This window comes from Streptomyces sp. CNB091, from assembly GCF_000377965.1.
The window spans coordinates 94,380-118,465 of record NZ_KB899012.1; the positions used below are offsets into that span (position 1 = coordinate 94,380).

Below are 24,086 nucleotides of genomic sequence, written 5' to 3' on the forward strand. Positions count from 1 at the left end.
AACGAACCTGAAAAGGCTCTATTCGTGGCGAACATCAAGTCCCAGATCAAGCGGAACAAGACCAACGAGAAGGCGCGCCTGCGCAACAAGGCCGTCAAGTCGTCGCTCAAGACCGCGATCCGCAAGGCCCGCGAGGCCGCCGTTGCCGGTGACGTCGAGAAGGCCACCACGGCCGTCCGCGACGCTTCCCGTCAGCTCGACAAGGCTGTCTCGAAGGGTGTCATCCACAAGAACGCCGCCGCCAACAAGAAGTCGGCGCTGGCGTCCAAGGTTGCCGCCCTGCAGGCCTGAGCTTCTTCCCGAAGCTCACTGATGTGACCGCCGGAACGGACCAGACGGGCCCTCTCTCCCGCCCCTGACCGGCACCCCGCGCCGCACACCGAACCTGCGTTCGCCACGCGGGTGCGGCGCACCCAAGTGTGACCCGGAAGCCCCGGCCCCCGATCTCCCCAGATCGAGGACCGGGGCTTCCGCACGTGAGGCGACATCCAGTGCCCGCCCGGGGGCCCGCCCAGCGCGCATGGTGGCCCACGTAGCCCGGTCCGGGGTCACATCCAGCGCGCCGCCGGGGCACATCCAGCCCGTCCGGCGCTTGAGGACGGACCCGGCGATCGCACATGGCCCCGCACGCTCCCAGCACGGTGCCGAGGCAAACCCAGCCCGTCCGGCGCTTGAGGACGGAACCGCTACTGACAAAGGCCCCGCACGCCGCGGCGAACCCCACGGCGAACCGCCCCCACCCCACCCCACTCCACCCCGAGAGGCCTACCGCCCAGCCCGCGCGGCCCGCGCAACAGCGACGACGGCCTTCTCCAGGGCGTACTCGGGGTCGTCCCCCCCGCCCTTCACCCCCGCGTCCGCCGCAGCCACGGCCCGAAGGGCCGAAGCGACCCCGTCCGGCGTCCACCCCCGCATCTGTTGCCGCACCCGGTCGATCTTCCACGGCGGCATACCCAGCTCCCGGGCCAGATCGGCCGGCCGGCCGCCCCGGGCCGAGGACAGCTTCCCGATCGCCCGTACCCCCTGCGCCAACGCACTGGTGATCAGGACGGGCGGGACCCCGGTCGACAGCGACCATCGCAGTGCCTCCAGCGCCTCCGCCGCGCGCCCCTCGACCGCCCGGTCGGCGACGGTGAACGACGAGGCTTCCGCCCGCCCGGTGTAATAGCGCCCGACGACCGCTTCGTCGATCGTGCCCTCGACGTCCGCGATCAGCTGGGACACCGCACTCGCCAGCTCCCGCAGATCGCTGCCGATGGAGTCGACCAGCGCCTGGCAGGCCTCCGGTGTCGCGGACCGCCCGTGCGCCCGGAACTCCGACCGTACGAAGGAGAGCCGCTCGGCGGGCTTGGTGGTCTTCGGGCAGGCGACCTCCCGCGCCCCGGCCTTGCGCGCCGCGTCCAGCAGCCCCTTGCCCTTGGCGCCGCCCGCGTGCAGCAGGACGAGCGTGATCTCCTCGACCGGCGCGCCGAGATACGCCTTGACGTCCTTGATCGTGTCGGCCGAGAGGTCCTGCGCGTTGCGCACGATCACGACCTTGCGCTCGGCGAAGAGCGAGGGGCTGGTGAGCTCGGCGAGCGTGCCGGGCTGCAACTGGTCGGACGCCAGATCACGTACGTCCGTGTCGGCGTCGGCAGCGCGGGCGGCCACCACCACCTGCTGCACCGCACGGTCCAGGAGGAGGTCCTCCTGGCCCACGGCGAGGGTGAGGGGCGCGAGCGGATCGTCGGTGGAATTCTTCCTGGTGGCCATCGCGATCCAGCATCCCACGCCCCACTGACAGCCCGGACGGCCCCGGGCTGTCGGGGCGCGGGGCCGGTGCGCGGGGCGCGAACGCCCGTACCGGAGAATGGCCGGGTGAGCGATGTGAGACATGTACTGGTGCTGCCCGACCGCGACGCCGCGGAGGAGGTGGCCGGGGAGCTGGCGGACCGCTTCGGGGTCACCGAGGAGCCTCAGCTCGTACGGGACGCGCTGGCCGGCGAGGACGACGCCGAGGACGCCCAGTGGCTGGTGGTCGTGGAGGACGCGGCCGGACGCCTGGACCCGGCCGCGCTCGACGCGTTCGCGGAGGAGTACGAGGGCTGGCTGGAGAAGCCGTGACGCCCGGCCGGATCGGCCTTCGGGAACGGTCCGGCCCGCTCAGCCCTTGGGCACGATCTGGATGTCCAGGTCGATCACGATGCTCGGCCCCACCACGGCGATCCCGCGTGCCAGCATGGTCTGCCAGGTGAGGGTGAAGTCCTCACGGTGCAGTTCGGTGGTGGCCCGGCAGGCGGCGCGCGTCTCGCCCTCCAGGCCGTTGCCGATCCCGAGGTACTGCGTGTCCAGCGTCACGGTACGGCTGACGCCGTGCAGGGTCAGCGCCCCGGTGACACCCCACCGGCTGCCGCCCCGGTGGACGAAGCGCTCGCTGTAGAACTCCAGCGTCGGGTAGCGGCCGACGTCGAGGAAGTCGCCGGAGCGCAGGTGGTCGTCGCGCATCTGCACATTGGTGTCGATCGAGGCCGCGTCGATGATCACGTGCATGGCGGAGTCCTCCATGCGGTCGGCGATCCGGACCGCCCCGGCGAAGGTGTTGAACCTGCCGTGGATGCGTGCCAGCCCGATGTGCCGGGCGGTGAAACCGATCTGCGAGTGGTTCGGCTCGATGTCCCAGTCGCCGGGTTCGGGCAGCTGCGGCGGCTGCGCCACCTGGAGGGTCACATCGCCCAGAGTGGCGTGCGCGCCCTCGGTCACCGTCACCGCTCCGTGGAACGGGGTGAAGCCCTCGGCCGTGATCGCCAGCCGGTAGTCACCCGCCGGGACCGTGGCGAGAACACTGCCGAAGGGGTCCGTCTCACCGCCGATCACCTTGCGGCCCGTGCTGTCGGTCACGACGAACTCGGCCTGCTGAACCGGTTCGTTGACCGGGTCCAGCACCCGGCAGTTGAGCACGCCCGCGGTACGGGGCACCTGGAATCCGGCGAGGGACCCACCGCGCCGACCCGCCTGGCCTCTGTTTCCCAGCCAACGGCCGAACATCTCTACGTACCCCCAGGGGCGCTGCACGCTTCGGGCCCCTGACATGTGGACGTCCTTGTCGGATCAGTGGCCCGCCGACGAATACGCATTCGATCACTATTGCGGCGTTCGAGGCAAACGGAGGGTCTCGGAGGGTCTTGTACGAAGCTTCCACAAGGTGTAATGAGGTGTACGGACGTATGACGCAGTGCGATGAGCTGCGTCGAGTTGCACGCAGGTGTCACCGAAGGCCCGCATGCCAAGTTCCGCGGTGTGGATCAGTCGCCCGCTGCGTTCGCCCTCGGCATCCGTCCGTGGCATCCGTCCCTCCGTATCAGTCCGTGGCATCCGTCCCTGGTGTCCGTCCGTGGCATCCGTCCGCAGCGTTTCGCGTGTCACCGGTCGGCGGCGGGCCCCGGCGCCACGAACGTCTCCCGGAGCTGGGGGACACGGGAGAGCCGCACCCCGAAGTGATCCCGGTAGGCGGCGAGCACCTCCTCGTCCGTGGCCAGATCCGTACGGTGCTGATCCCCGCCGACCGTGGTGACCAGGGTCCGCCCGCTCAGCGTCACCCTCCCGGTCTCCGTGTACCGGGAGCACACCAGGGACCGGGTGAAGTGCGAGTCCGGCGAGGTGCGGTGGTACCAGGCCCCTCCCCGGAACTCCGGCAGCGTCCGCGGCCTCAGGTCGAGCCGGAACTGCCGTGAGCCTCCGCGCAGCAGGTCCAGATCCCCTTGCGGCGCCTGACGGAGCCGGAACACGCCCCGGGGGTCCTCCTGCTCCGCCCGGTCGTCGAGCGCCAGCGGCCACAGCGCGTTGTCGCCGAACCCGACATCCGCCAGCCAGGGCCCCGTACCGTCCTCGGTCTCCACCCGCAGCGCCATGTGGTCGTACGGAATGCCCAGGCGGCCGCCGTCGCCGAAGACCCGGGCCTGGAGGAGGGTCACCCGGAAGCCGAGGGCCCGCAGCAACGCTCCGAACGCGCCGTTCAGTTCGTAGCAGAAGCCTCCGCGACCGCCGGTCACCTTGGCCATGAGGGCCCGTTCCTCCAACACGATGTCCTCGCCCAGATGGACCGAGAGATTCTCGAAGGGCACGGCGAGCAGATGTCGGTGCTGCAGATCGCGCAGCGCTGCGATGTCGGCCCGCGCCGGACGGTCCGCGCCGATCCGGGTGAGATAGGCGTCGACGGCAGCGGGGGTGATGCCGACGTCGTTGCTGTCGGGTCCCGGGACGGAGGCGCCGGACGTCGTGGGTGTCTGCGAGGTCATGGGCCCAGTCTGCGCCCGCTCCCGCCCCACGGACCACCGGTCCCACGACAGGGCCCACGACAGGGCCTAGGACTCCTGACCGAGGCCCGTTGCCCGAGGCGTGGCACGGTGATCGCGGTCTAGCCTGACGGGCATGACCGAACATGATCCCGCGCGCAGCCGGGAGCAGCGCAAGCAGGACACCCTGGTCCGTCTGCGACAGGACGAGGACGCGTGGGTGGCGACAGCCTCCGCGGACGGCGTTCCCACTCTGGTCCCGCTGTCGTTCCTCTGGGACGACGTCACCGGCACCCTGGTCATGGCCACCCGGCGGACCAATCCCACCGCCGTCAACGTGACTCCCGACGGTCCGATCCGCATCACCCTCGGCCCCACGCGCGACGTGGTGCTGATCGAGGGCGGGGCGAGGGTCCTGGAGGGGGCGGACCTTCCCTCTGCGGCAAGGGAAGCCTTCGCCGCGAAGCTCCGATGGGACCCGCGCACCCCCGTCTGGGTGTTTCTGCACATCACCCCCCACACCGTGCGCGCCTGGCGCGAGGTGAACGAACTGGCCGACCGCGACCTGATGCTCGCCGGAGCGTGGCTGGTCTGACCCGCGCCATGTCATGACCGGCCCACCGCCCGCAGCGCCTTCCCGGTGCCCGTCACGGCGATCGGACCGTCGGTGTCGGTGCGCAGGACCCGGGCCCCGACCTCCCTGAGGGCGGCCACCGTACGGGCCGAGGGGTGTCCGTACGGGTTGTCCGCGCCGCAGGAGATGAGCGCCAGCCTCGGCCGTACGCCGTGGAGCAGCCCGGTGTCCTGGAAGGCCGAGCCGTGGTGGGCCACCTTGAGGACGTCCACGGGACCGGAAACCTCCCGGCCGCGCAGCAACTCCCGCTGGGCCGGGGGTTCGAGGTCCCCGAGGAGCAGCAGGGTCAGCCCGCCGGCCGCCCGTACGCGCAGCGTGACGCTGGAGTCGTTCGGCTCCCGCACCAGCGTCCCCGCTCCCCCGGGCCCTTGGCGCGGCCAGAGGACCCGCCAGTCGACCGGGCCCGCCCGGCGGTGCTCACCCGCCACGGCCCGCATCGTCGGGATCCGCGCCGCAGCCGCTGTCCGCCGTACGAACGCGGCCTGCTCCGGCGGCTCTTCGAGGCTCGTCGTCTGGATCGCGCCCACCGCCCTGCCCCGGAGCACGCCAGGCAGCCCGCGCACATGGTCGGCGTGGAAGTGGGTGAGGACCACGAGGGGGACACGGGTCACCGCGAGGTCACGCAGACACCGGTCGACCGCACGGGGGTCGGGTCCGGCGTCGACGACCACCCCCGTGCCCTCCCCCGCCATGAGCACCATCGCGTCGCCCTGCCCCACGTCGCAGAGGGCGAACGCCCAGTCGGGCGGCGGCCATCCGGTCATGATCCGGGTCAGCGGAACCGGCCTCAGCACCGCCAGCACGAGGAGCAGCCCGGTGGCCGCGCAGATCCACGGGCGCCGGGCCAGCCTCGGCGCCAGGAACACGGCCGCCACCGTGAGGCCGGCCAGCAGCGCCGCGCCGGACCACCCTCCGGGCCACTGGGCCTCCGCTCCGGGGAGCCCCGCCCCCGTGCGGGCGACCGTGGCGATCCACCCGACCGGCCAGCCGGCGATCCCGGCCAGCAGTTCGGCCACCAAAGGGGAGACCGGGGCGACGGCCAGGGCCGCGAACCCGAGCACGGTCGCCGGTGCCACGGCGAACTCCGCCAGCAGGTTGCACGGGACCGCCACCAGGCTGACCCGTGAGGCCAGGACCACCACCACGGGTGCGCACACGGCCTGCGCCGCCGCCGCAGCGGCCAGCACCTCGGCGAGCCTCCCCGGCACCCGCCGCGCCCGCAGAGCGGCGCTCCACCGTGGTGCGAGGGTCAGCAGCGCACCGGTGGCGAGCACGGACAGCAGGAAGCCGTAGCTCCGGGCGAGCCAGGGATCGTAGAGGACCAGGAGGACGACAGCCGCCGCCAGGGCGGGAATCAGGGACCTCCGGCGGCCCGTTCCGATCGCGAGGAGCGTGATGAGACCGCAGGCCGCCGCGCGGAGCACGCTCGGTTCCGGGCGGCACACGACGATGAAGGCGAGGGTCAGCCCGCCGCCGATCAACGCGGTCCCGCGCAGGGAGATCCCCAACATCGGTGCCAGACCGCGCCGTTCCGCGCTCAGCGCCGACCCCGGCGGCCCGACGAGGAGGAAGAGCAGGATCGAGAGATTGGCCCCGGAAACGCTCAGGAGGTGTGTCAGATCGGTCGCCTTGAAGGCGTCGTGGAGTTCGGGCGGGACCCTGGAGGTGTCACCGACCACCAGCCCCGGCAACAGCGCACGGGCGTCCGCGTCCAGATCGTCCGTCGCCTCGCGCAACCCGGCGCGCAGTTCCCCTGCCATGCGCTGGACCCGCGTCGGCGGACCGGTGATCCGAGGCGCCCCCTCGTCGTCCACCCGGAGGACCGCTGCCAGGTGTTCGCCCTCATGGGCGGGGGGCGAGAGCCTGCCGCCGAGCCGGAGCCGGGTGGACGGCAGCAGCTTCTGCCAGTCCGCCCGGTGGTCGCCCGCAGCGACCATGAGCAGCACCGGTGTCCGGACCCGGGTGCCCGAGCCGTCCGGCGTCCGCACCTCCATGACCTCGGCGTCGATCAGGAGAAGGGTCGGGGCGCTGTGGTTGCCCCGGACCGCCGGGCGGGTCGTCCGGGGATCCGAGGTCACCCGTACGTCGGCGTCGATCCGCGCGTACTCCTCCGCCAGCCCGGGGACCGGACCGCGCCGCACATCGGCCCCGTGGAGTCCGGCCACGGCCGCGCCCGCCGCCGCACACAGCAGGACGGCTCCCCCGGCGGCGACGGCCCGGGACCGTCCGGCGGGCCTCCCCCGCCCCTCCCGCGAGGTGCGCGAGGCCACCAGCAGCAGAACGACCGCCGGAACCAGACAGGCGGCGGCCACGGCGGCCACCCACCGCCCCGGCAGCCCCAGCGTCGACGCCGCAGCCGCCCAGACCGCCAAGGCGGGCGGAACGAGCCGCAGGTCCGCGGGCCCATCCGCTCGCGCCCCGGCCCCACCCGGCGTTCCCGAATCACCCGGCGCACCCGAAACGCTCGGCGCACCCGAATCACCCGGCGTTCCCGGATCACCCGGCGTTCCCGGAACTCCCGGCGCACACGCCGAACTGCCTGCGGCATCGCCCGCTCCCCGGACGTAGGGCCGGGCCTCCCGGCCGCTCATGGCCGTACGAGCGGCTGGAGTTCGGCGAAGCGGCGGTCGCCGATCCCGTTGACCTGCTGGAGCTCGTCGACGGACCGGAATCCGTTGTTCTCCGTGCGGTAGTCGATCATGTGCTGGGCCAGCACGGGCCCGACCCCTGGCAGCGTTTCCAACTGCTCCGCGGTCGCCGTGTTCAGGCTCAGCGGTGCCGAGGGTCCGGGCCCGTCCGGCACGCCGCCCGGCCCGTCGGCCCCGGCGTGCCCGCCACCGCCCGGCCCGGGGACCGGCGGGCCGGGCGGCAGACCCACGACGACCTGCTCACCGTCCAGCAGGACCCGCGCCCGATTGATCCCCGTCACATCCGTGCCCGCTCGCACACCCCCCGCCGCGTCGAGCGCGTCCGCCACCCGCGAGCCCGCCGGAAGCCGGCGGACCCCCGGCCGACGCACCTTGCCGCTCACGTCGACGACGATCTGCCCTCCCCCGCCCGCAACCACGCCCGGTGGCGCCCCTGCGGTCGGACGGGGGGCCTGTCCGGTGCCCCCGGACCATAACGGGTCCGGAGGCAGCGCGGGCGCCGCCGCTTCGTCGGCGACCGGCTCCGGCGGGCGCACGGCCTGGGGGCGTACGGACCAGAAGTGGAACGCCGCGACACCCACGGCGGCGAGCAGCACCAGTCCGAGCACCACCGGCGTGCGCGGCGCCATCCCGCACCGGAGCCGCAACCACAACGGCAGCCGCTCCCGAACGGCCGACACGAGACGGCCCGCCCTGGCCGTACCCCCGGGCACCACCCCCGGGGCTTCCGACACGGGCACGGGCGCGGGCTCCGCCTCACGTACCAGTACGGGCGCGGGCTCCGCCTCACGTGCCGATAGGGGCACGGGCTCCGCCTCACGTGCCGGTACGGGCACGGGCTCCGCCTCAACCTCACGTACCGGTACGGGCGCTGAACCGCGCCCTGGCCCGGGGACACCTGCCATCAGCGCGTCCGCCCGACGACGCGCGGCCGCCGCGGCACGGGCGGAACGCCCCCGCGCGGACAGCCGCCCACCATGGCGTGCGTCGGAACGCGCACCGGGGCCCACGCCCGCCCGGCCACTCGGGCGCGTGCCGGAACCACGCCGCACCCGTGCGGGCGTCCTCGCCGACAACGGGTCGGGCGGCTCAGGCGAGGGCGGAGGTGGAGACGTGGACGATGCGTCGGATGACAGGGCAGAGACGGAAGGAGCATCGGGAGCCGACGCTCGAGAAGATCGAAGGGCCATGCCTCACGACGTTAGGCACATCCGCCCGAACCCGCTGAGCAGCACCGATTCCTGTGGAAAGACCGGCGGTTGTGGACAACTCGACCACTCCACGGGGTGAAATCCCGCTCAGCGCGAGGAGATCAGCGCAGGGAAAGCAACGCAGGGAAAGCAGCGCGGTGAGATCCGCGCGGTGAGATCACCGCAGAGAGATCACCGCGCCGAGCAGCCCCGGCCCCGTGTGCGCCCCGATCACCGCGCCGACCTCGCTGACGTGGAGGTCGACCAGGCCGGGAACGCGCTCGCGCAGCCGCTCGGCCAGGCGCTCCGCGCGCTCCGGGGCGGCGAGGTGGTGGACGGCGATGTCCACCGGGGCCACCCCCGCCCGCTCGGCGACGATCTCCTCCAGGCGGGCAATGGCCTTGGACGCCGTCCGCACCTTCTCCAGCATCTCGATCCGTCCCGCGTCGAGCTCCAGGATCGGTTTCACCGCCAGCGCGGATCCCAGCAGGGCCTGCGCCGTACCGATGCGTCCGCCCCGGCGCAGATAGTCGAGCGTGTCGACATAGAAATACGCCGACGTGCCTGCGGCCCGCTTCTCCGCGGCCGACACTGCCTCGTCCAGGCCGCCGCCCGCCTCGGCGGTCTCCGCAGCCGCCAGAGCGCAGAATCCCAGGGCCATGGCGACCATGCCGGTGTCCACCACACGCACCGGAACGGGGGCGTCCGCCGCCGCGAGCAGCGCGGCGGCGTACGTGCCCGAGAACTCCGACGACAGATGCAGCGACACCACCGCGTCCGCGCCGCCCTCGGCCGCCGCCCGGTAGGCCGCGGCGAAGACCTCGGGGCTGGGGCGGGACGTGGTCACGGAGTGGCGTTTCCGCAGAGCCAGGGCGAGCGAGCGCGCCGAGATCTCCGTGCCCTCCTCCAGCGCCCGGTCGCCCAGGACGACGGTCAGCGGCACTGCGGTGATGCCGTGCCGTTCCATCGTCGGGCGCGGCAGGTAGGCCGTGGAATCGGTGACGATAGCGACATGGCGGGACATGAGCCGGAGGTTACCTGGCGTGGTGGGAGTGCGGCAGCCCGGCCCCGGCCCTCTGATCATTCATGGCCGCTTCGGGGCGTAACCGGCCGGGTCGTGGATACGGGCGAGCCGTCGCGTGTGCGTCAGTTCGTCGTTTCCGGCCGGGTGGACTTCTGCCAGGGGTAGGTCGTGCGCAGCCGCGGGTCCGGGGCGGTGATCGCCTGCGGGCTCTCCTCGCGGGCCGGCCCGGACCACGCCTGGTCGGCCGTGCTGCTGTTCCCGGCCGAGGGGTCCGTCGAGGCGGCCGGCTCGGGCCAGTCCGTCCCGGGGCCCTGGCCCGGTGTCGAGGCGGGTGCCCCCGCGCCGGATGCCTGCGGCGGCTCCTCGACGGTCCAGTGCCGCAGCGCGCCGGCCTCGATGTCGATCTGCGCGTTCAGCGCGTCCAGGTCGTCGTCGGCGAACTGCCGCGCCCTGTCCCGCGCCGCCCAGCGCAGCGACTCCGCCGAGTGCGTGATCCGCTGCGTGCGTTCCCTCAGCTTGGGCAGCAGGCCGCCGACCGTCGCCCGGTCCGGCTCGCGCTCCAGCCGCTTCAGCTCGTCGTCCAGTTCGAGGCCGTGCTCGCTCAGCCTCCGGAACAGTGCCACCGACTCGGCCAGGGACGCGTCCTCGGCGGCACCGGCGTGCAGAGCGTCCTGCGTGGCGCGCATCGAGGTGCGCAGGGCGAGCCGGAGCTGCGCCAGCTCGCCGGCGACACCCGTCTGCCCGAAGCTCTTGGCCCGGAGCGTGGTGTCCTCCACGGTGCGCCGGGCCTGCGTGATCGTGCGGTCCACACCTCGCTTGGCCGCGCCGACGGCCTTCACGGTCGCGTAGACGCCCAGCGCGACGAACGCGACCAAGAACAACGCCAGGATCGTGATCGCGGCTTCCATGAATGCCCCTCGATGTCTCGATGCGGCCGCCGATACCGGTCGCCCCCTCCACCGTAAACGGAACGGGCAGGCCGAGGGTTCCTTCGGAACCCCCAACCTGCCCGTAGGGGATGGCCCCCACCACGTCCAGGGACCATCACGCGGCTGCCATCACCCGGCCGCCACCGCCCGGCCGCCGTCACACGAACGTCGTCACACGAACGTCGTCACACAGCGCAGTGGTCACACAGCAGTCGTCACGCGGGGACGATGTTCACCAGCTTCGGCGCGCGCACGATCACCTTGCGGATCCCGGCCCCGCCCAGCGCCGCGACGACCGCCTCGTCGGCCAGGGCCAGCGCCTCCAGCTCCTCGTCCGTGATGGCGGGCGAGATCTCCAGGCGGGCCCGCACCTTGCCCTTGATCTGGACGACGCAGGTGACGGTCTCGTCCACGACGTACGCCGGGTCCGCCACCGGGAAGTCCTGGTGCACGACCGACCCGGTGTGGCCCAGCCGCCGCCACAGCTCCTCCGCGATGTGCGGGGCCAGCGGGGCGATCAGCAGGACCAGCCGCTCGGCGACGGAGCGCGACAGGGGGCCGCCGGCCTTCGTCAGGTGGTTGTTCAGCTCGGTGACCTTGGCGATGGCGGTGTTGAACCGCATCCCCGCCATGTCCTGGCCGACCCCGTCGATGGCCTTGTGCAGGGCACGCAGCGTGTCCTCGCCGGGCTCCGTGTCGACGACGGTGATCTCACCGGTCTCCTCGTCGACCACATTGCGCCACAGACGCTGCAGCAGCCGGTACTGGCCGACCACGGCCCGGGTGTCCCAGGGGCGCGACACGTCCAGGGGGCCCATCGCCATCTCGTACAGGCGCAGCGTGTCCGCGCCGTACTCCGCGCAGATCTCGTCCGGCGTGACCGCGTTCTTCAGGGACTTGCCCATCTTGCCCAGGACACGGCTGACCTTCTCGCCCTCGTGGTAGAAGGCGCCGTCGCGCTCCTCCACCTCGGCGGCGGGAACGGCGATGCCCCGGCTGTCGCGGTAGACGAACGCCTGGATCATGCCCTGGTTGTACAGCTTGTGGAACGGCTCGGCGGAGGAGATGTGGCCCAGGTCGTGCAGCACCTTGGACCAGAAGCGCGCGTACAGCAGGTGCAGCACGGCGTGCTCGGCGCCGCCGACGTACAGGTCGACACCGCCGGTGGGCTGCCCCTCGCGCGGGCCCATCCAGTACTGCTCGATCGCCGGGTCCACCAGCTGACGGTCGTTGTTCGGGTCCAGGTAGCGCAGCTCGTACCAGCAGGAACCGGCCCAGTTGGGCATGGTGTTGGTCTCGCGGCGGTACTTCTTCGGGCCATCGCCCAGGTCCAACGTGACGTTGACCCAGTCGGCGTTGCGCGACAGCGGGGTCTCGGGCTGGGCGGTCGCGTCCTCCGGGTCGAAGGTACGCGGGGAGTAGTCCTCGACCTCGGGCAGCTCCAGCGGCAGCATCGACTCGGGCAGCGGGTGGGCGATGCCGTCCTCGTCGTACACGATCGGGAACGGCTCGCCCCAGTAGCGCTGCCGGCTGAACAGCCAGTCGCGCAGCCGGAAGTTGACGGTGCCCTCGCCGACGCCGTGCTCCTTCAGCCAGTCGGTGATCCTCGCCTTGGCCTCGACGACGCCCAGGCCGTCCAGCGAGACCTCCTCGTTGGCGGAGTTGACCAGCTTCGCGTCGTACGAGGCGAAGGCGTCGTCCCACGTGGAGGGGTCGGTTCCACGGTCGTCGGAGGGCTGCACGACGCAGCGCATCGGCAGCTCGAAGGCGCGCGCGAAGGCGAAGTCGCGCGCGTCGTGCGCCGGTACGGCCATGATCGCGCCGGTGCCGTAGCCCATCAGGACGTAGTCGGCGATGAAGACGGGGACCTTCTCGCCGCTGACCGGGTTGGTCGCGTACGCGCCGGTGAAGACGCCGGTCTTGTCCTTGGCCTCGGCCTGCCGCTCGACGTCGGACTTGGCCGCGGCCTGCTTGCGGTACGCGGTGACGGCCTCGGCCGGGCTCGCGTGGCCGCCGGTCCACACCGGGTGGGTGCCTTCCGGCCAGGCTGCCGGGATGATCCGCTCGACCATGTCGTGCTCGGGCGCCAGCACCATGTACGTCGCGCCGAACAGGGTGTCCTGGCGGGTGGTGAAGACGGTGATGCCACCGGCGGTGTCCACCGGGAACTCGACCCGGGCGCCTTCGGAGCGGCCGATCCAGTTGCGCTGCTGCAGCTTGATGGCCTCGGGCCAGTCCAGCCCGTCCAGGTCGTTCAGCAGCCGGTCCGCGTAGGAGGTGATGCGCATGTTCCACTGGCGCAGCTTGGCCTTGAAGACGGGGAAGTTACCGCGCTCGGAGCGGCCGTCGGCGGTGACCTCCTCGTTGGCCAGGACGGTGCCCAGCCCGGGCGACCAGTTCACCGGGGCGTCGGAGGCGTACGCCAGGCGGTACTCGCTCAGCAGGTCGGCGCGCTCGGTGGCGCTCAGCGCGCTCCACTCACGGCCGTCGGGGGTCGCGCGCGTACCGCTCTCGAACTGCTCGACCAGCTCGGCGATCGGGCGGGCCCGGTCGGCCTCGGTGTCGTACCAGGAGTTGAAGATCTGCAGGAAGATCCACTGCGTCCACTTGTAGTACTCGGCCTCGATCGTCGCGAAGGAACGGCGGTTGTCGTGGCCCAGACCCAGCCGGCGCAGCTGGGCCTTCATGTTCTCCATGTTGGCCTCGGTCGAGACCCGGGGGTGGGTGCCCGTCTGGACGGCGTACTGCTCGGCGGGCAGGCCGAAGGCGTCGAAACCCAGGGTGTGCAGCACGTTGTGGCCGGTCATCCGCTGGTGGCGGGCGTAGACATCGGTGGCGATGTAGCCCAGCGGGTGTCCGACGTGCAGCCCCGCACCCGAGGGGTACGGGAACATGTCCATGATGAACTTCTTCGGCTTGGCGGCCAGCTCCGGGTCGCCCGCCAGGTCACCGGTGGGGTTCGGCGCCTCGTACGTCCCCTCGGAGTCCCAGAAGTCCTGCCAGCGTGCCTCGATGTCGGCGGCCATCGCCGCCGTGTAGCGGTGCGGCGCGGCCGTCTCGGCTGCGGAATTCGTCTCGCTCATGATCCTCAAAGCTCCATCGATCGTCATCTGCCGGGAAACGAAAAATCCCCTCGCACAGGAGGGGACGCCGCGCTGACTCCGACCAGGCGTTCTCACCGGTCGGGACTGTTCAGCGCGGCTCGCTAAGCAGAAGGCGTACGGCACGCATGGCGTCAGGGTACCGCACGGGTTCGGAAGGGAGCGGGGAGTACGGCTTCCGGGGCGTCCGCCCCGGCGGAGGGAACGCGGTCACGGGCCGGCGGGCGCTGGGCAGGGGACGCGGCCGGCTCAGGCCGAGGCCGATCTCCGGACATACGTGATCCGGAGAAGAGAACCGGACAGAGAAGCGGACAGAGAAGCGGACAGAGAAGCGGCCCACCCGATCCGGGTGGCCCGCTTCTTCACTGTCGATCTTGTGGAGCTAAGGAGAATTGAACTCCTGACCTCCTGCATGCCATGCAGGCGCTCTACCAACTGAGCTATAGCCCCTTGCTGTGTGCCGCCCGGTTTCCCCTGGCGACATCGAGAACATTACACGGTCCCCCCGGTGCTTCACCAAATCGTTTCCGGTCCGCACCGATACGCCCGAATCATCCCGAACAGTGGATCGTCAGCCGCAGGTCAGGCGGCCGCGAGGTCAGGCGGTCGCGAAGGAGTAGAAGCGCTTGAGGGTGCAGTGCTCCTCCAGGAGCCGCCCGTAGATCGGCTCCCCCTCCAGTTCCCGGTAGGTCTCGATGGGGTCGCCTTTTATGATCAGCGCCCGCGCGCATTCCTCGCACCAGTACTGGTACTCCGCGTTGACCGGGTCCATGTCCCTGACGATGGGCGTACCGCTGCCGCACCAGTCGCACTTACGCCTGTGTGCACCCATCAGTCAGCTCCAGCTGTGGCCGCAGGCCGTGCACACGTAGGAGACCCCTCCGTTGTCACCCAGAACCTGGGCCACATGGGACGAACCGCAGGACGGGCAGCCGAGGCGGGATCGATCTTCGAGCGGTACGGGGTCGGGGTACGGGGCGGCGACAAGAGGCTGGTCGGGGACGTGTTCGCGACTCGCAGGCATCGCGCTCCCTCCCGATCGGTACGTCGCCCCCTCCGGCGTTCCGATTCTGCCATGGCCCCGCAAGGGGGTCAGCCCGCTCGGTGCTCCCTATACAGAAGATCCCGCCCCCTGATGGGGACGGGATCCTGATTGTGGAGCTAAGGAGAATTGAACTCCTGACCTCCTGCATGCCATGCAGGCGCTCTACCAACTGAGCTATAGCCCCGCTGTTCGCTGTTGTTTCCCTGCGTTTCCGCGCTGCGAACAAGAAGAACTTTAGCCTGCGACCGGCCGGAAAGTGAAATCCGGCCCGCGCCGCCCGCGGACGGCCCGCGAACGGCCTCTCAACTGCCTCCGGACGGCGTCTAGTCGTCGTCGCCGAGGACCGGCTCGGGGAGCGTGCCGGCGTTGTGTTCCAGCAGGCGCCAGCCGCGCGCACCCTCACCGAGGACGGACCAGCAGCAGTTGGACAGCCCGCCGAGCCCTTCCCAGTGGTGCGCCTCCAGGCCCAGCAGCCGGCCGATCGTCGTCCTGATCGTGCCGCCGTGGCTGACCACGACGAGCGTGCCGTTCTGCGGAAGCTTCTCGGCGTGCTCCAGAACGACCGGCGCCGCCCGGTCGGCGACCTCGGTCTCCAGCTCGCCGCCGCCGCGACGCACGGGCTCTCCGCGCTTCCACGCCGCGTACTGATCACCGAAGCGCTCGATGATCTCCTGGTGGGTCAGCCCCTGCCAGGCACCGGCGTACGTCTCACGGAGTGCGGCGTCGTGGGCGACGGAGAGGCCGCTGACGGCGGAGAGCTCGGCAGCTGTGGCCGCCGCCCGTCGCAGGTCGGAGGCGACGATGACGTCCGGCTTCAGCGAGGCGAGCAGCCGGGCGGCGCGGCGGGCCTGCCCGACGCCGGCCTCGGTGAGCTCGATGTCCGTGGAGCCCTGGAAACGGCGCTCCAGGTTCCACGCCGTCTGGCCGTGCCGCCAGAGAACGATTCGGCGGCCCGTGCCGCTGCTGCTGCCGTTCAGCTCTGATCACCTTCCGTGCCGCCGTTGAGCTGTGCGTGCTCCTCGGCCTTGCCACGGGTCTTGACCGCGTCCTCGGGGAGGGCGATCTCCGGGCAGTCCTTCCACAGGCGCTCCAGAGCGTAGAAGACGCGCTCCTCGCTGTGCTGGACGTGGATGACGATGTCGACGTAGTCGAGGAGGATCCAGCGGGCGTCGCGGTCGCCCTCGCGGCGCACCGGCTTGACGCCGAGCTCCTTCTGGAGCTGCTCCTCGATCTCGTCGACGATCGACTTGACCTGGCGGTCGTTGGGGGCCGAGGCGAGCAGGAAGGCGTCGGTGATCGACAGCACATCGCTGACGTCGTAGGCGATGATGTCGTGCGCGAGCCGGTCGGCGGCCGCCTGAGCGGCGGCGTTGATGAGCTCGATGGAGCGGTCCGTGGCGGTCACATGCAGGCTTTCGTCGGCGGTCGGATGCAACCTCTAGGGTCTCACGGACCGCCGACAGAGCCTTACTGCGTTTCCCGGCCGGGCCTCACCGGGTTTCCCGGCCGGGCCTCACTCCGTTTCCCGGCCGCACCGAACTGCGTTTCCTGACCGAACGGAACTGCGTTTCCTGGTTGAGTTCGGACGCGGCCACCGGCCGGCGCCGGAGCGCCGACCGGTGGTCCCGGGCGGGTTACGGGACCTCGTAGTCCTGTCCGAGGACCGCGGACACGTCGGCGTTGGCGGCCGGCTCGCCCTTCTTCACGTCACCCGCGGAGAGGCCCAGGGTCTTGGCCACCTCGACGGCCTTCTCCTTGTCCTCGGCGGACCGGTAGAGCACGACGGACGACGTCTCGGACCCTGCCTTGCCGCTGTCCACGAAGGCGTAACCGCCGTTGACCAGCTGGATCCGGGCGGCTTCCGCGGCCTTCTCGTTACCGGTGGCGTTGCGGACGGCGACCCGGAGCGGAGCTCCCGCCTCGGGGGCCTTCACCGTGCCGCCGAGGATGTCCTTGACGACGTCACGGGTGTCCGCCTCGGTGAGCGTGCCGTCCTCCTGGACCGGCAGCAGGGCCGTCTTGTAGTCGCCGACCTTGGCACGCGAGGCCAGCTTGGCGAGCGAGGCCCCGAGGTCCTTCTCGGGCAGCGACGGGTCCAGGACCTGGAGCAGCGTCTCGATGGTGACGGTCGCGGCCTTGGGATCCTCGGAGATCTTGCGCAGCGTGGCCCGCATGACCTCGCCGAACCGCGTCAGCTGCTTGACCTCGGGCTCCCCCGGCGCACGGTAGGTGGCGTACGCGACGGCCATCGCGCCGCTGAGCGTCTGGCCCTCGCCCTTGTTCACCAGGGGCGATTCGCCCTTCTTCGCGCCCGGCACATCGGTGTCGGTGTCGACCTCGATGTTGCCGACCAGCTCGACGAGGTTCTCCAGGTACGGGGTGTCCAGCCGCCAGGTGCCGGTGATCCGGGTGCCCAGGAGGGTGTCGATCGCCTCCCGGGTGCCGGTCCTGCCGTCGTCCTCGACGGACTTGCCGAGTGTGGTGGTGGTTCCGTCGTCGGAGGCTACGGCGAGGGAGTTCGGCAGCAGGACGGTGGTGCCCTGTCTGGTGGTGGCGTTGTCGACGAGCAGCGCCGTCGAGGTGCCGCCCCTCTTCGTGTCGTGCAGGTGCACCACCATCATGTCGCGCTGCTGGGCGCCGGCGGCCACGGCCTTCTTCTTTTCCGCCCCGGACAGGCCCGGGATCATGTCGGCGGACCAGAGATAGCCGGCCCCGCCGACGACGACGAGAACGGCGACGACGATCAGGGCGACCATCCGGTTGCGGCCCTTGCGCCGCGCCTCCTCGCGCCGCTCGCTGCGGCTCTCGGTGAACTTCAGCCAGTCGATGACGTCTTCGGAGTCCTCGTCGGGCTCCTCGATGAACGAGAACTGCTCGGTGCGGTAGTCGGGGGCGGGCTTGCGCTGCCCCGGAAGCGCGGGCTCCGCGTCCGGCTCCGCCGCGTCTTCCGCCGACCGCTGTGACTGCTGTGACTGCTGTGACTGCTGTGACTGCTGTGACTGCTGTGACTGCTGCGAATGCTGTGACTGCTGCGAATGCTGTGACGGCTGCGGATGCCGAGCGGGAGGCTGCTGCGGGGCCTGTTCCGGTGCGGGGGCCACGCCCTGCTGCGGGATGCTCCAGTGCTGACCGGTGTCGACCGCGGCGGGCTGCTGCCCGGTGGCGTACCCGTAGTCGGTGTAGGAGCCGTAGCCGTACCCCTGGTCCGTGCCCTGGCCCTGCTGCGTCCGGGGCGGCTGAGGCGCCTGTCCCGGATGCGGGGCTGCGTAGGGGTCGTCACTCCGGGGCTGCTGCTGGGGGTTGCCGTACGCGTCGTAGCCGTAGCCGGCGTCCTGGGCCTGGTGTCCCTGACCCGGCTGAGCGGCGTAGGGGTCGTAACCCTGACCCTGCTGACCCTGCTGGTCGTACTGGCCCTGCTGGTCGTACTGCTGTTGCCCCTGCTGCTGGTAGACCGGCTGCCCGTACGCGTCGTAGCCGATGATCTGCGGCTCTTGGTAGTACGGGTCGTACGGGTTCTGCGGGTCGTTCACCGGTGCCCCTCTCCGTGGCTCATTCGCCGCGGTACAGCTGGCGCTTGTCGATGTAGCGGACCACGCCGTCCGGCACCAGGTACCAGACCGGCTCCCCCTGCGCGACCCTCTCACGGCAGTCCGTGGACGAGATCGCCAGCGCGGGCACCTCCACGAGGGAGACACCGCCCTCGGGCAGCCCGTCGTCCGTGAGCACGTGACCCGGGCGGGTCACACCGATGAAGTGGGAGAGCGAGAACAGCTCCTCCGCGTCGCGCCAGGTGAGGATCTGGGACAACGCGTCGGCGCCGGTGATGAAGAAGAGGTCCGCGTCGCCGTGGACCTCGCGCAGATCCCGCAGCGTATCGATGGTGTACGTCGGTCCGCCACGGTCGATGTCACTCCGGCTGACGGAGAACTGCGGGTTGGACGCGGTGGCGATGACCGTCATCAGATAGCGGTCCTCGGCCGGGGAGACCTTCTTGTGGCTCTTCTGCCACGGCTGCCCGGTCGGGACGAAGACGACCTCGTCGAGATGGAACTGGGCGGCCACTTCACTGGCCGCCACCAGGTGTCCATGGTGGATCGGGTCGAATGTCCCGCCCATCACGCCGATGCGGCGTTTGCCGGGGCCGGTAGGCACTTCCTGCTCTCCCATGCGTGCAGAGCCTACTGGCACAGCTGTACGCCTCTGACTCAGCGGTCGCGGTTGAAGCGGGTGGTGACCCACAGCAGGAACATCAGCGCGAGGAACGCCCCGGCGCCGACGAAGTAGGGGTTGAGGCTTTCGTGGTTGCCGCCCTCGCCGCCTTCGGAGGCGAGGGTGACCAGCTGGTGTGCGGTGCTCGTGAGGCTCATCTTCGGCAGGACCTATCGATCGTGAATCGGAAGGAAGACGTCGGTCACATCGTATGCGGGCCCCCCGGGCACGCTCACGGCGACTCAGTCGTTGTTGTCGTCGTTGCGGTATCCGCGCAGCAGGAACCACGCGAGCAGCACCGCTCCGAGGATCGAGACGAGCAACACGATCCGGAGGGTGTCACCCGGTCCCTGCTCCTCGGACGCGGCGGCGAGCAGTACGGCGGTGTGCGACATTTCGGGCGCTCCTCAAAGTTATCCACAGCCCCCGCACACCGTAGCGCCAGCGCATACGCTGGCTTTTGTCCGGGGGACGAGCGACGTCTCGTACGAACAGGGGGCCATCCATGACCGACAACAGTCACGAGAACGTGCCGAGCAGGCAGCGCCGGCGATTCCCCGGGATCTCCTCCCGGGCCTACGAGCACCCCGCCGACCGCTCGGCCCTGGTGGCCCTGCGCAAGCTGACCGGGTTCGACACCGTGTTCAAGGCGCTCAGCGGGCTGCTCCCGGAGCGCAGCCTGCGGCTGCTCTTCCTCTCCGACTCCGTCCGGGTGAGCGACGCGCAGTTCGCCCACCTCAACGACATGCTGCGGGACGCGTGTTACATCCTGGACCTGGAGAAGGTCCCGCCGATGTACGTGAAGCAGGACCCGCAGCCCAACGCCATGTGCATCGGGCTTGACGAGCCGATCATCGTGGTCACCACCGGCCTGGTCGAGCTGCTCGACGAGGAGGAGATGCGGGCGGTGGTGGGCCACGAGGTGGGCCACGCGCTCTCCGGTCACTCGGTGTACCGGACGATACTGCTCTTCCTGACCAACCTGGCCGTGAAGGTCGCCTGGATCCCGCTGGGCAATGTGGCGATCATGGCGATAGTGACGGCGCTGCGCGAGTGGTTCCGCAAGTCGGAGCTGTCCGCGGACCGGGCCGGGCTGCTGGTCGGCCAGGACATCACGGCCTCCATGCGCGGCCTGATGAAGATCGCGGGCGGCAATCACCTCCACGAGATGAACGTGGACGCCTTCCTCGCCCAGGCCGACGAGTACGAGAAGGGCGGCGACCTCCGGGACTCCGTCCTCAAGATCCTCAATGTGCTGCCCCGCACGCACCCGTTCACCACCGTGCGGGCCGCCGAGCTGAAGAAGTGGTCGGAGACCCGCGACTTCCAGCGGATCATGGACGGCCACTACCCGCGGCGCGACCAGGACAAGGACACCTCGGTGACCGACTCGTTCCGGGAGTCCGCCTCGCACTACGCGGACACGGTGCGCACCAGCAAGGACCCGCTGATGAAGCTCGTGGGCGACATCGCCGGCGGCGCGGGAGACCTGGGCGGCAAGCTGCGTGACCGGTTCACCGGAACCGGGGGCGCGAAGGGCGGGGCGCAGGGCCCGTCCGGCGGTTCCGCTACGGACGGGGACGGGACGGCCGGGGACGGGACGGCCGGTCGGCCGCCCCAGGACCCTGAGGAGGGGAGCCCGGGGACGTCGTCGGGGCCGTCGGGGAGCTGACGGCCTCCAGGGTCCCGCACAGCGCCGCCGTGGGCCGGCCCGTGGCGTACGGGTCGGTGGCGGCGGGCCCGCGGGCGTCCGCCCGTTCTCCGGCGAGGAGCGGGCGGAGCATCCCGGTCGCGTCGGCAGAGCAGGACTGCGGCCCGGCCTGGACATGGGCGGTGAGCACCTCCAGGCGGTGCAGTCGCAGGTCCTCCCGGTCGAAGCGGAAGCGCAGCTCGCGCCGCACGGTGAACAGGGAGGCGTCGTCGTCCCGGTGGGGCCCGTCCGCCGGGCGCAGGGCGTAGGTGAACGTGTGGTCCGAGACGACGCCGAGGACGCCAGGGGACTCTTCCTCGTAGCCGAGGGCCCCCTCGACCCGGATCTGCGGGTCCGCGAGCTCCACCTGCTCCGGGTCGAAGCGCACCAGCCAGCCGGTGGCGGCGTGGCCTTCGGCGTCCGCCGGGCTGCTCAGGCTCTGTTCGAACTGGGCGCGCTGGTCCGGGTCGAGGAGGTGTTCGACGGGCCGGCGTACGGAGCCGGTGAGGACGTCGGGGTTCAGGGACGACTCCACCAGGTAGTCCTTGACCGTGGCGAGGGCGGCGGTGATCTGGCTGTCGGAGAAGTTCTGCGTGCGCTGCACGGTGGGGAAGTTGATGCCGTCGGCGCCCGTGCGGAATCCGGAGACCGGCTCGGCCCGGTACAGCCACTCGGGTGATCCGCCCGGTACGGCTCCCCGGGGGGCCAGGGGGACGACGGTGGTCCGCAGGGGTTCGGCCCGCCGGGCGGCCGGCTGGGGGTACGGGCTCCGGAATCCTACGTAGACGGCCACCGCGAAGGCCAGGGCGATGAGGACGACCAGGGCTACGGCGGCCCGGGAGCCGCCGCCGCTGCGGATGACCTGCGTCTCGGGCAGCGCCCGGACGGCGCGGGCGTGCTCGCCCATCCGTTCCTGCGCCGAGTACTCCTGCATCCGCGCAGCCCGGACGAATGATTCGTCGAAGACGAGCGAGCGGTACTCGTCCTCGCCGCCCGCGGGGTTCTCGGGCGCACCGTCCGGTGGTTCTGAGCGGCCTGTCATGACTTCTCTCCCCATCTCCACACCGGTCGGTTCGGTGCGCAACGGTCTGCTTCGGCCGAGTGGCCTCCGCAGCGAGAAGCCCCCCTGGGAACGAGGGGTCACATCTTGAGGGTAGGTCGATTGCGGCCCGTGTAAACGCGGAGACGGATGGGAAGTGCGCAAGCGCCTGGGGCGGCCGTCGGCGGTCGGGTGACGGAGGGGGTGGGTTCAGGGCAGCCGGGGCTCGGCGGAGACCGTGGGGCGGGAGTGGTCCGCGGAGGCCGACGGGGCGACCCCGGGCTTGTCCACGCCGCTGGTGACGGGCGGCGGCACCTGGTCCTGCCGGTTGTTCGAGCCGCCCCGGTAGACCGCGGTGAAGGCGAGGGAGACCATGCCGACGCCCATCACCAGGGCGAGCAGCCAGGCGACCGGGCGGTGCCAGCGGGCGGAGTTGCGGTAGGGGCGCAGGGAGCCGCCGTGGCGGCCGTAGGGTCCCGGGGCGCAGTCGTCGTCCCCGATGCCGTGGTCGGGGTCGTAGTCGAGGTCCTGGGGGTCGTGGTAGCCCCGGGGGCCGCCGTAGGGGTCGTACGCGTCGTCGTCCGCGCGGCGGCTCCGACGGACGCGGGCGGCATCGGCCTCGGCACGGGCCTCGGCGGCGGCGAGCAGGCGCTCCACTGCGGTGGGCTCGTGGACGGGCGCCGACCGGACGAAGTCCTCGTCGAACACCACGGAGGCGAAGTCCTCGTCCGCGCCCCCGCGGTCGTCGTCGGGCTCCCAGCCGTCAGGAAACGGCTTGCCCCCCACGTCGTCCGGCACGGTTTCAGGGTAGCCCGGCCGGGACCTTTTGGGCAGGGACCCCGTGAACTCCCCCGGATCGGCACGGGAGAACGCGTGGTCGGCTCGGCCCCTCCCGTCAGGAGGGGCCGAGGAGGGCTGAGGAGGGGCCGAGGAGGGGCGAGGAGGGGCCGAAGGAGGGGCGAGGTCCTGTCGTCCTAGGTCGTGGGCCTAGGGCCGGGTGTGCCCGTCCCCCGTGACGATGTACTTCGTCGAGGTCAGCTCGGGCAGGCCCATCGGACCGCGGGCGTGCAGCTTCTGCGTGGAGATGCCGATCTCGGCGCCGAAGCCGAACTGCCCGCCGTCCGTGAAGCGGGTGGAGGCGTTCACGGCGACCGTCGTCGAATCGACCAACTGGGTGAACCGGCGGGCGGCGGCCTGCGAGGTGGTGACGATCGCCTCGGTGTGGCCGGAGGACCAGAGCCGGATGTGGGCGACCGCCGCGTCCAGGGAGTCGACGACCGCCGCCGCGATGTCGTAGGAGAGGTATTCGGTCTCCCAGTCCTCCGTCGTCGCCGGGACCACCGTGGCCTTGGATCCCTCGGCGCGGGCGAGGACGTGCTCGTCGCCGTGGACGGTGACCCCGGCCTCGGCCAGCGCGGCCAGGGCGAGCGGCAGGAAGGCGTCCGCCACGTCCTTGTGGACGAGGAGGGTCTCGGCCGCGTTGCAGACGCTGGGGCGCTGGGCCTTGGAGTTGATCAGGATGTCGACCGCCATGGCCAGGTCCGTCTGCGCGTCGACGTAGACGTGGCAGTTGCCGGTGCCCGTCTCGATGACGGGCACGGTGGACTCCTCGACGACTGTGCGGATCAGCGAGGCGCCGCCGCGCGGGATGAGGACGTCGACGAGGCCGCGGGCCCGCATCAGTTCGCGCACGGAGTCACGGCTCTCGCCCGGGACGAGCTGCACCGCGTCGGCCGGCAGGCCGGAGCCGCCGACCGCGTCGCGCAGGACCCGGACGAGGGCGGTGTTGGAGGCGTAGGCGGAGGAGGAGCCGCGCAGCAGGACCGCGTTGCCGGACTTCAGGCAGAGGGCGGCCGCGTCGACGGTGACGTTGGGCCGGGCCTCGTAGATGATGCCGACCACGCCGAGCGGGACCCGCACCTGCCGGAGGTCGATGCCGTTGGGCAGGGTCGAGCCGCGCACCACCTCACCGACCGGGTCGGGGAGGGCCGCGACATCCCGTACGTCGGCGGCGATGGCGCGGATCCGTTCCGGGGTGAGGGTAAGGCGGTCGATGATGCCTTCGCCCGTCCCTGCCTCGCGGGCGCGCTCGACGTCCTTCGCATTGGCCTCGACGATCTCGCTCGTGCGCACTTCGAGGGCGTCGGCGATGGCCAGCAGCGCGTCGTCCTTGGCCGCGCGCGGAAGTGGCGCGATGTCGGCGGCGGCGGCGCGGGCCCGGTAGGCGGTCTGCGCGACCGGGGAGAGGTTGTCGTAGGGCGAGAGCGTGGTCATGCCCGCAGAGTAATGCGCGCTCTGCGGGCATC

At 71.3% G+C, this 24,086-nt stretch carries 23 protein-coding genes and 2 tRNA genes; 4 read left to right on the forward strand and 21 right to left on the reverse strand.

Annotated features, from left to right (window positions below; all coding sequences use genetic code 11):
- Positions 1 to 24 precede the first annotated feature (24 nt).
- Entirely contained in the window at positions 25 to 291 is a 267-nt protein-coding gene (gene rpsT, locus D581_RS0132135; RefSeq protein ID WP_018961227.1) for a 30S ribosomal protein S20, read from the forward strand.
- 474 nt (positions 292 to 765) lie between these two features.
- Here the strand turns inward: rpsT and holA are convergent, their stop codons facing one another.
- Positions 766 to 1,752: a DNA polymerase III subunit delta gene (holA, locus tag D581_RS0132140; RefSeq protein ID WP_018961228.1), complete on the reverse strand. Its 987-nt coding sequence runs from the start codon at positions 1,750 to 1,752 to the stop codon at positions 766 to 768.
- 105 nt (positions 1,753 to 1,857) lie between these two features.
- Between holA and D581_RS0132145 the strand changes: the two genes are divergently transcribed.
- Positions 1,858 to 2,103 (forward strand): hypothetical protein, encoded by a 246-nt coding sequence (locus D581_RS0132145; protein WP_026291098.1) that lies wholly within the window; start codon positions 1,858 to 1,860, stop codon positions 2,101 to 2,103.
- Positions 2,104 to 2,142: 39 nt separating this feature from the next.
- Here the strand turns inward: D581_RS0132145 and D581_RS0132150 are convergent, their stop codons facing one another.
- A complete protein-coding gene (locus D581_RS0132150; protein ID WP_032753413.1) occupies positions 2,143 to 3,024 on the reverse strand; it encodes a YceI family protein in 882 nt (293 codons plus the stop codon).
- 374 nt (positions 3,025 to 3,398) lie between these two features.
- Positions 3,399 to 4,274 carry an arylamine N-acetyltransferase gene (locus D581_RS0132155; protein ID WP_018961231.1) on the reverse strand — a complete coding sequence of 292 codons (876 nt, stop codon included), beginning with the start codon at positions 4,272 to 4,274 and terminating at the stop codon, positions 3,399 to 3,401.
- Positions 4,275 to 4,407: 133 nt separating this feature from the next.
- Here D581_RS0132155 and D581_RS0132160 point away from each other — a divergent pair, with 133 nt between their 5' ends.
- Positions 4,408 to 4,866 (forward strand): pyridoxamine 5'-phosphate oxidase family protein, encoded by a 459-nt coding sequence (locus D581_RS0132160; protein WP_018961232.1) that lies wholly within the window; start codon positions 4,408 to 4,410, stop codon positions 4,864 to 4,866.
- A gap of 11 nt (positions 4,867 to 4,877) precedes the next feature.
- On the opposite strand, the gene D581_RS0132165 is transcribed toward D581_RS0132160, so the two are convergent.
- The 15 genes from D581_RS0132165 to D581_RS1000000141770 all read right to left on the reverse strand — a co-directional run bounded on the left by D581_RS0132165 (position 4,878) and on the right by D581_RS1000000141770 (position 19,446).
- Complete coding sequence (locus D581_RS0132165) at positions 4,878 to 7,496, reverse strand: ComEC/Rec2 family competence protein (protein ID WP_026291099.1); 2,619 nt, start codon at positions 7,494 to 7,496, stop codon at positions 4,878 to 4,880.
- Positions 7,493 to 8,182, reverse strand: coding sequence for a ComEA family DNA-binding protein (locus tag D581_RS0132170; protein ID WP_018961234.1), 690 nt, complete (start codon positions 8,180 to 8,182; stop codon positions 7,493 to 7,495). The genes D581_RS0132165 and D581_RS0132170 overlap by 4 nt, the downstream gene beginning before the upstream one ends.
- A 739-nt stretch (positions 8,183 to 8,921) precedes the next feature.
- Complete coding sequence (locus D581_RS0132175; protein ID WP_018961235.1) at positions 8,922 to 9,767, reverse strand: DegV family protein; 846 nt, start codon at positions 9,765 to 9,767, stop codon at positions 8,922 to 8,924.
- Between the two features lie 122 nt (positions 9,768 to 9,889).
- Entirely contained in the window at positions 9,890 to 10,675 is a 786-nt protein-coding gene (locus tag D581_RS0132180; protein ID WP_018961236.1) for a hypothetical protein, read from the reverse strand.
- Positions 10,676 to 10,911: 236 nt separating this feature from the next.
- Positions 10,912 to 13,779 (reverse strand): leucine--tRNA ligase, encoded by a 2,868-nt coding sequence (leuS, locus tag D581_RS0132185; protein ID WP_018961237.1) that lies wholly within the window; start codon positions 13,777 to 13,779, stop codon positions 10,912 to 10,914.
- A 395-nt stretch (positions 13,780 to 14,174) separates the two neighbouring features.
- Positions 14,175 to 14,247 (reverse strand) — tRNA-Ala (locus D581_RS0132190).
- Between the two features lie 148 nt (positions 14,248 to 14,395).
- Positions 14,396 to 14,629: a hypothetical protein gene (locus tag D581_RS0132195; protein ID WP_003969224.1), complete on the reverse strand. Its 234-nt coding sequence runs from the start codon at positions 14,627 to 14,629 to the stop codon at positions 14,396 to 14,398.
- A gap of 3 nt (positions 14,630 to 14,632) precedes the next feature.
- Entirely contained in the window at positions 14,633 to 14,821 is a 189-nt protein-coding gene (locus D581_RS1000000140295) for a hypothetical protein (protein ID WP_078625983.1), read from the reverse strand.
- 132 nt (positions 14,822 to 14,953) lie between these two features.
- Positions 14,954 to 15,026, reverse strand: a tRNA-Ala gene (locus D581_RS0132200).
- A gap of 139 nt (positions 15,027 to 15,165) precedes the next feature.
- The gene (locus D581_RS0132205) at positions 15,166 to 15,819 is read right to left on the reverse strand and encodes a histidine phosphatase family protein (RefSeq protein ID WP_026291100.1); all 654 of its coding nucleotides are present in this window, start codon (positions 15,817 to 15,819) and stop codon (positions 15,166 to 15,168) included.
- Positions 15,816 to 16,247 carry a ribosome silencing factor gene (gene rsfS, locus D581_RS0132210; RefSeq protein WP_018961239.1) on the reverse strand — a complete coding sequence of 144 codons (432 nt, stop codon included), beginning with the start codon at positions 16,245 to 16,247 and terminating at the stop codon, positions 15,816 to 15,818. Before rsfS ends, D581_RS0132205 begins: the two co-directional genes overlap by 4 nt.
- A gap of 229 nt (positions 16,248 to 16,476) precedes the next feature.
- Positions 16,477 to 18,372 carry an LCP family protein gene (locus D581_RS0132215; RefSeq protein WP_026291101.1) on the reverse strand — a complete coding sequence of 632 codons (1,896 nt, stop codon included), beginning with the start codon at positions 18,370 to 18,372 and terminating at the stop codon, positions 16,477 to 16,479.
- Positions 18,373 to 18,391: 19 nt separating this feature from the next.
- Complete coding sequence (gene nadD / locus D581_RS0132220; RefSeq protein ID WP_026291102.1) at positions 18,392 to 19,009, reverse strand: nicotinate-nucleotide adenylyltransferase; 618 nt, start codon at positions 19,007 to 19,009, stop codon at positions 18,392 to 18,394.
- Between the two features lie 38 nt (positions 19,010 to 19,047).
- Entirely contained in the window at positions 19,048 to 19,209 is a 162-nt protein-coding gene (locus D581_RS1000000141765) for a hypothetical protein (RefSeq protein WP_018961242.1), read from the reverse strand.
- An 84-nt stretch (positions 19,210 to 19,293) separates the two neighbouring features.
- Positions 19,294 to 19,446, reverse strand: coding sequence for a hypothetical protein (locus D581_RS1000000141770; RefSeq protein WP_018961243.1), 153 nt, complete (start codon positions 19,444 to 19,446; stop codon positions 19,294 to 19,296).
- Between the two features lie 110 nt (positions 19,447 to 19,556).
- Here D581_RS1000000141770 and D581_RS0132235 point away from each other — a divergent pair, with 110 nt between their 5' ends.
- The gene (locus tag D581_RS0132235) at positions 19,557 to 20,723 is read left to right on the forward strand and encodes a M48 family metallopeptidase (protein ID WP_018961244.1); all 1,167 of its coding nucleotides are present in this window, start codon (positions 19,557 to 19,559) and stop codon (positions 20,721 to 20,723) included.
- On the opposite strand, the gene D581_RS0132240 is transcribed toward D581_RS0132235, so the two are convergent.
- The 3 genes from D581_RS0132240 to D581_RS0132250 form a co-directional block, all read right to left on the reverse strand.
- Entirely contained in the window at positions 20,620 to 21,783 is a 1,164-nt protein-coding gene (locus D581_RS0132240; RefSeq protein ID WP_018961245.1) for an SCO2583 family membrane protein, read from the reverse strand. The two genes, D581_RS0132235 and D581_RS0132240, sit on opposite strands and share 104 nt — an antisense overlap.
- Before the next feature lie 207 nt (positions 21,784 to 21,990).
- On the reverse strand, positions 21,991 to 22,578 hold the full coding sequence (locus D581_RS0132245; RefSeq protein WP_018961246.1) for an SCO2584 family spore wall biosynthesis protein: 588 nt from the start codon (positions 22,576 to 22,578) through the stop codon (positions 21,991 to 21,993).
- A 189-nt stretch (positions 22,579 to 22,767) separates the two neighbouring features.
- On the reverse strand, positions 22,768 to 24,054 hold the full coding sequence (locus D581_RS0132250) for a glutamate-5-semialdehyde dehydrogenase (protein ID WP_018961247.1): 1,287 nt from the start codon (positions 24,052 to 24,054) through the stop codon (positions 22,768 to 22,770).
- Positions 24,055 to 24,086: the final 32 nt, after the last annotated feature.

What these genes read in the sequence shown, in the direction of transcription:
- holA (WP_018961228.1), bottom strand. Translation starts at nt 1,752, where the DNA reads ATGGCCACCAGGAAGAATTCCACCGACGATCCGCTCGCGCCCCTCACC.
- D581_RS0132195 (WP_003969224.1), bottom strand. Translation starts at nt 14,629, where the DNA reads ATGGGTGCACACAGGCGTAAGTGCGACTGGTGCGGCAGCGGTACGCCC.
- nadD (WP_026291102.1), bottom strand. Translation starts at nt 19,009, where the DNA reads ATGGGAGAGCAGGAAGTGCCTACCGGCCCCGGCAAACGCCGCATCGGC.
- D581_RS0132250 (WP_018961247.1), bottom strand. Translation starts at nt 24,054, where the DNA reads ATGACCACGCTCTCGCCCTACGACAACCTCTCCCCGGTCGCGCAGACC.
- D581_RS0132180 (WP_018961236.1), bottom strand. Translation starts at nt 10,675, where the DNA reads ATGGAAGCCGCGATCACGATCCTGGCGTTGTTCTTGGTCGCGTTCGTC.
- D581_RS1000000141765 (WP_018961242.1), bottom strand. Translation starts at nt 19,209, where the DNA reads ATGAGCCTCACGAGCACCGCACACCAGCTGGTCACCCTCGCCTCCGAA.
- D581_RS0132160 (WP_018961232.1), top strand. Translation starts at nt 4,408, where the DNA reads ATGACCGAACATGATCCCGCGCGCAGCCGGGAGCAGCGCAAGCAGGAC.
- D581_RS1000000141770 (WP_018961243.1), bottom strand. Translation starts at nt 19,446, where the DNA reads ATGTCGCACACCGCCGTACTGCTCGCCGCCGCGTCCGAGGAGCAGGGA.
- D581_RS0132170 (WP_018961234.1), bottom strand. Translation starts at nt 8,182, where the DNA reads ATGGCGCCGCGCACGCCGGTGGTGCTCGGACTGGTGCTGCTCGCCGCC.
- D581_RS0132165 (WP_026291099.1), bottom strand. Translation starts at nt 7,496, where the DNA reads ATGAGCGGCCGGGAGGCCCGGCCCTACGTCCGGGGAGCGGGCGATGCC.
- leuS (WP_018961237.1), bottom strand. Translation starts at nt 13,779, where the DNA reads ATGAGCGAGACGAATTCCGCAGCCGAGACGGCCGCGCCGCACCGCTAC.
- D581_RS0132150 (WP_032753413.1), bottom strand. Translation starts at nt 3,024, where the DNA reads ATGTTCGGCCGTTGGCTGGGAAACAGAGGCCAGGCGGGTCGGCGCGGT.
- D581_RS0132155 (WP_018961231.1), bottom strand. Translation starts at nt 4,274, where the DNA reads ATGACCTCGCAGACACCCACGACGTCCGGCGCCTCCGTCCCGGGACCC.
- D581_RS0132240 (WP_018961245.1), bottom strand. Translation starts at nt 21,783, where the DNA reads ATGACAGGCCGCTCAGAACCACCGGACGGTGCGCCCGAGAACCCCGCG.
- D581_RS0132175 (WP_018961235.1), bottom strand. Translation starts at nt 9,767, where the DNA reads ATGTCCCGCCATGTCGCTATCGTCACCGATTCCACGGCCTACCTGCCG.
- D581_RS0132235 (WP_018961244.1), top strand. Translation starts at nt 19,557, where the DNA reads ATGACCGACAACAGTCACGAGAACGTGCCGAGCAGGCAGCGCCGGCGA.
- D581_RS1000000140295 (WP_078625983.1), bottom strand. Translation starts at nt 14,821, where the DNA reads ATGCCTGCGAGTCGCGAACACGTCCCCGACCAGCCTCTTGTCGCCGCC.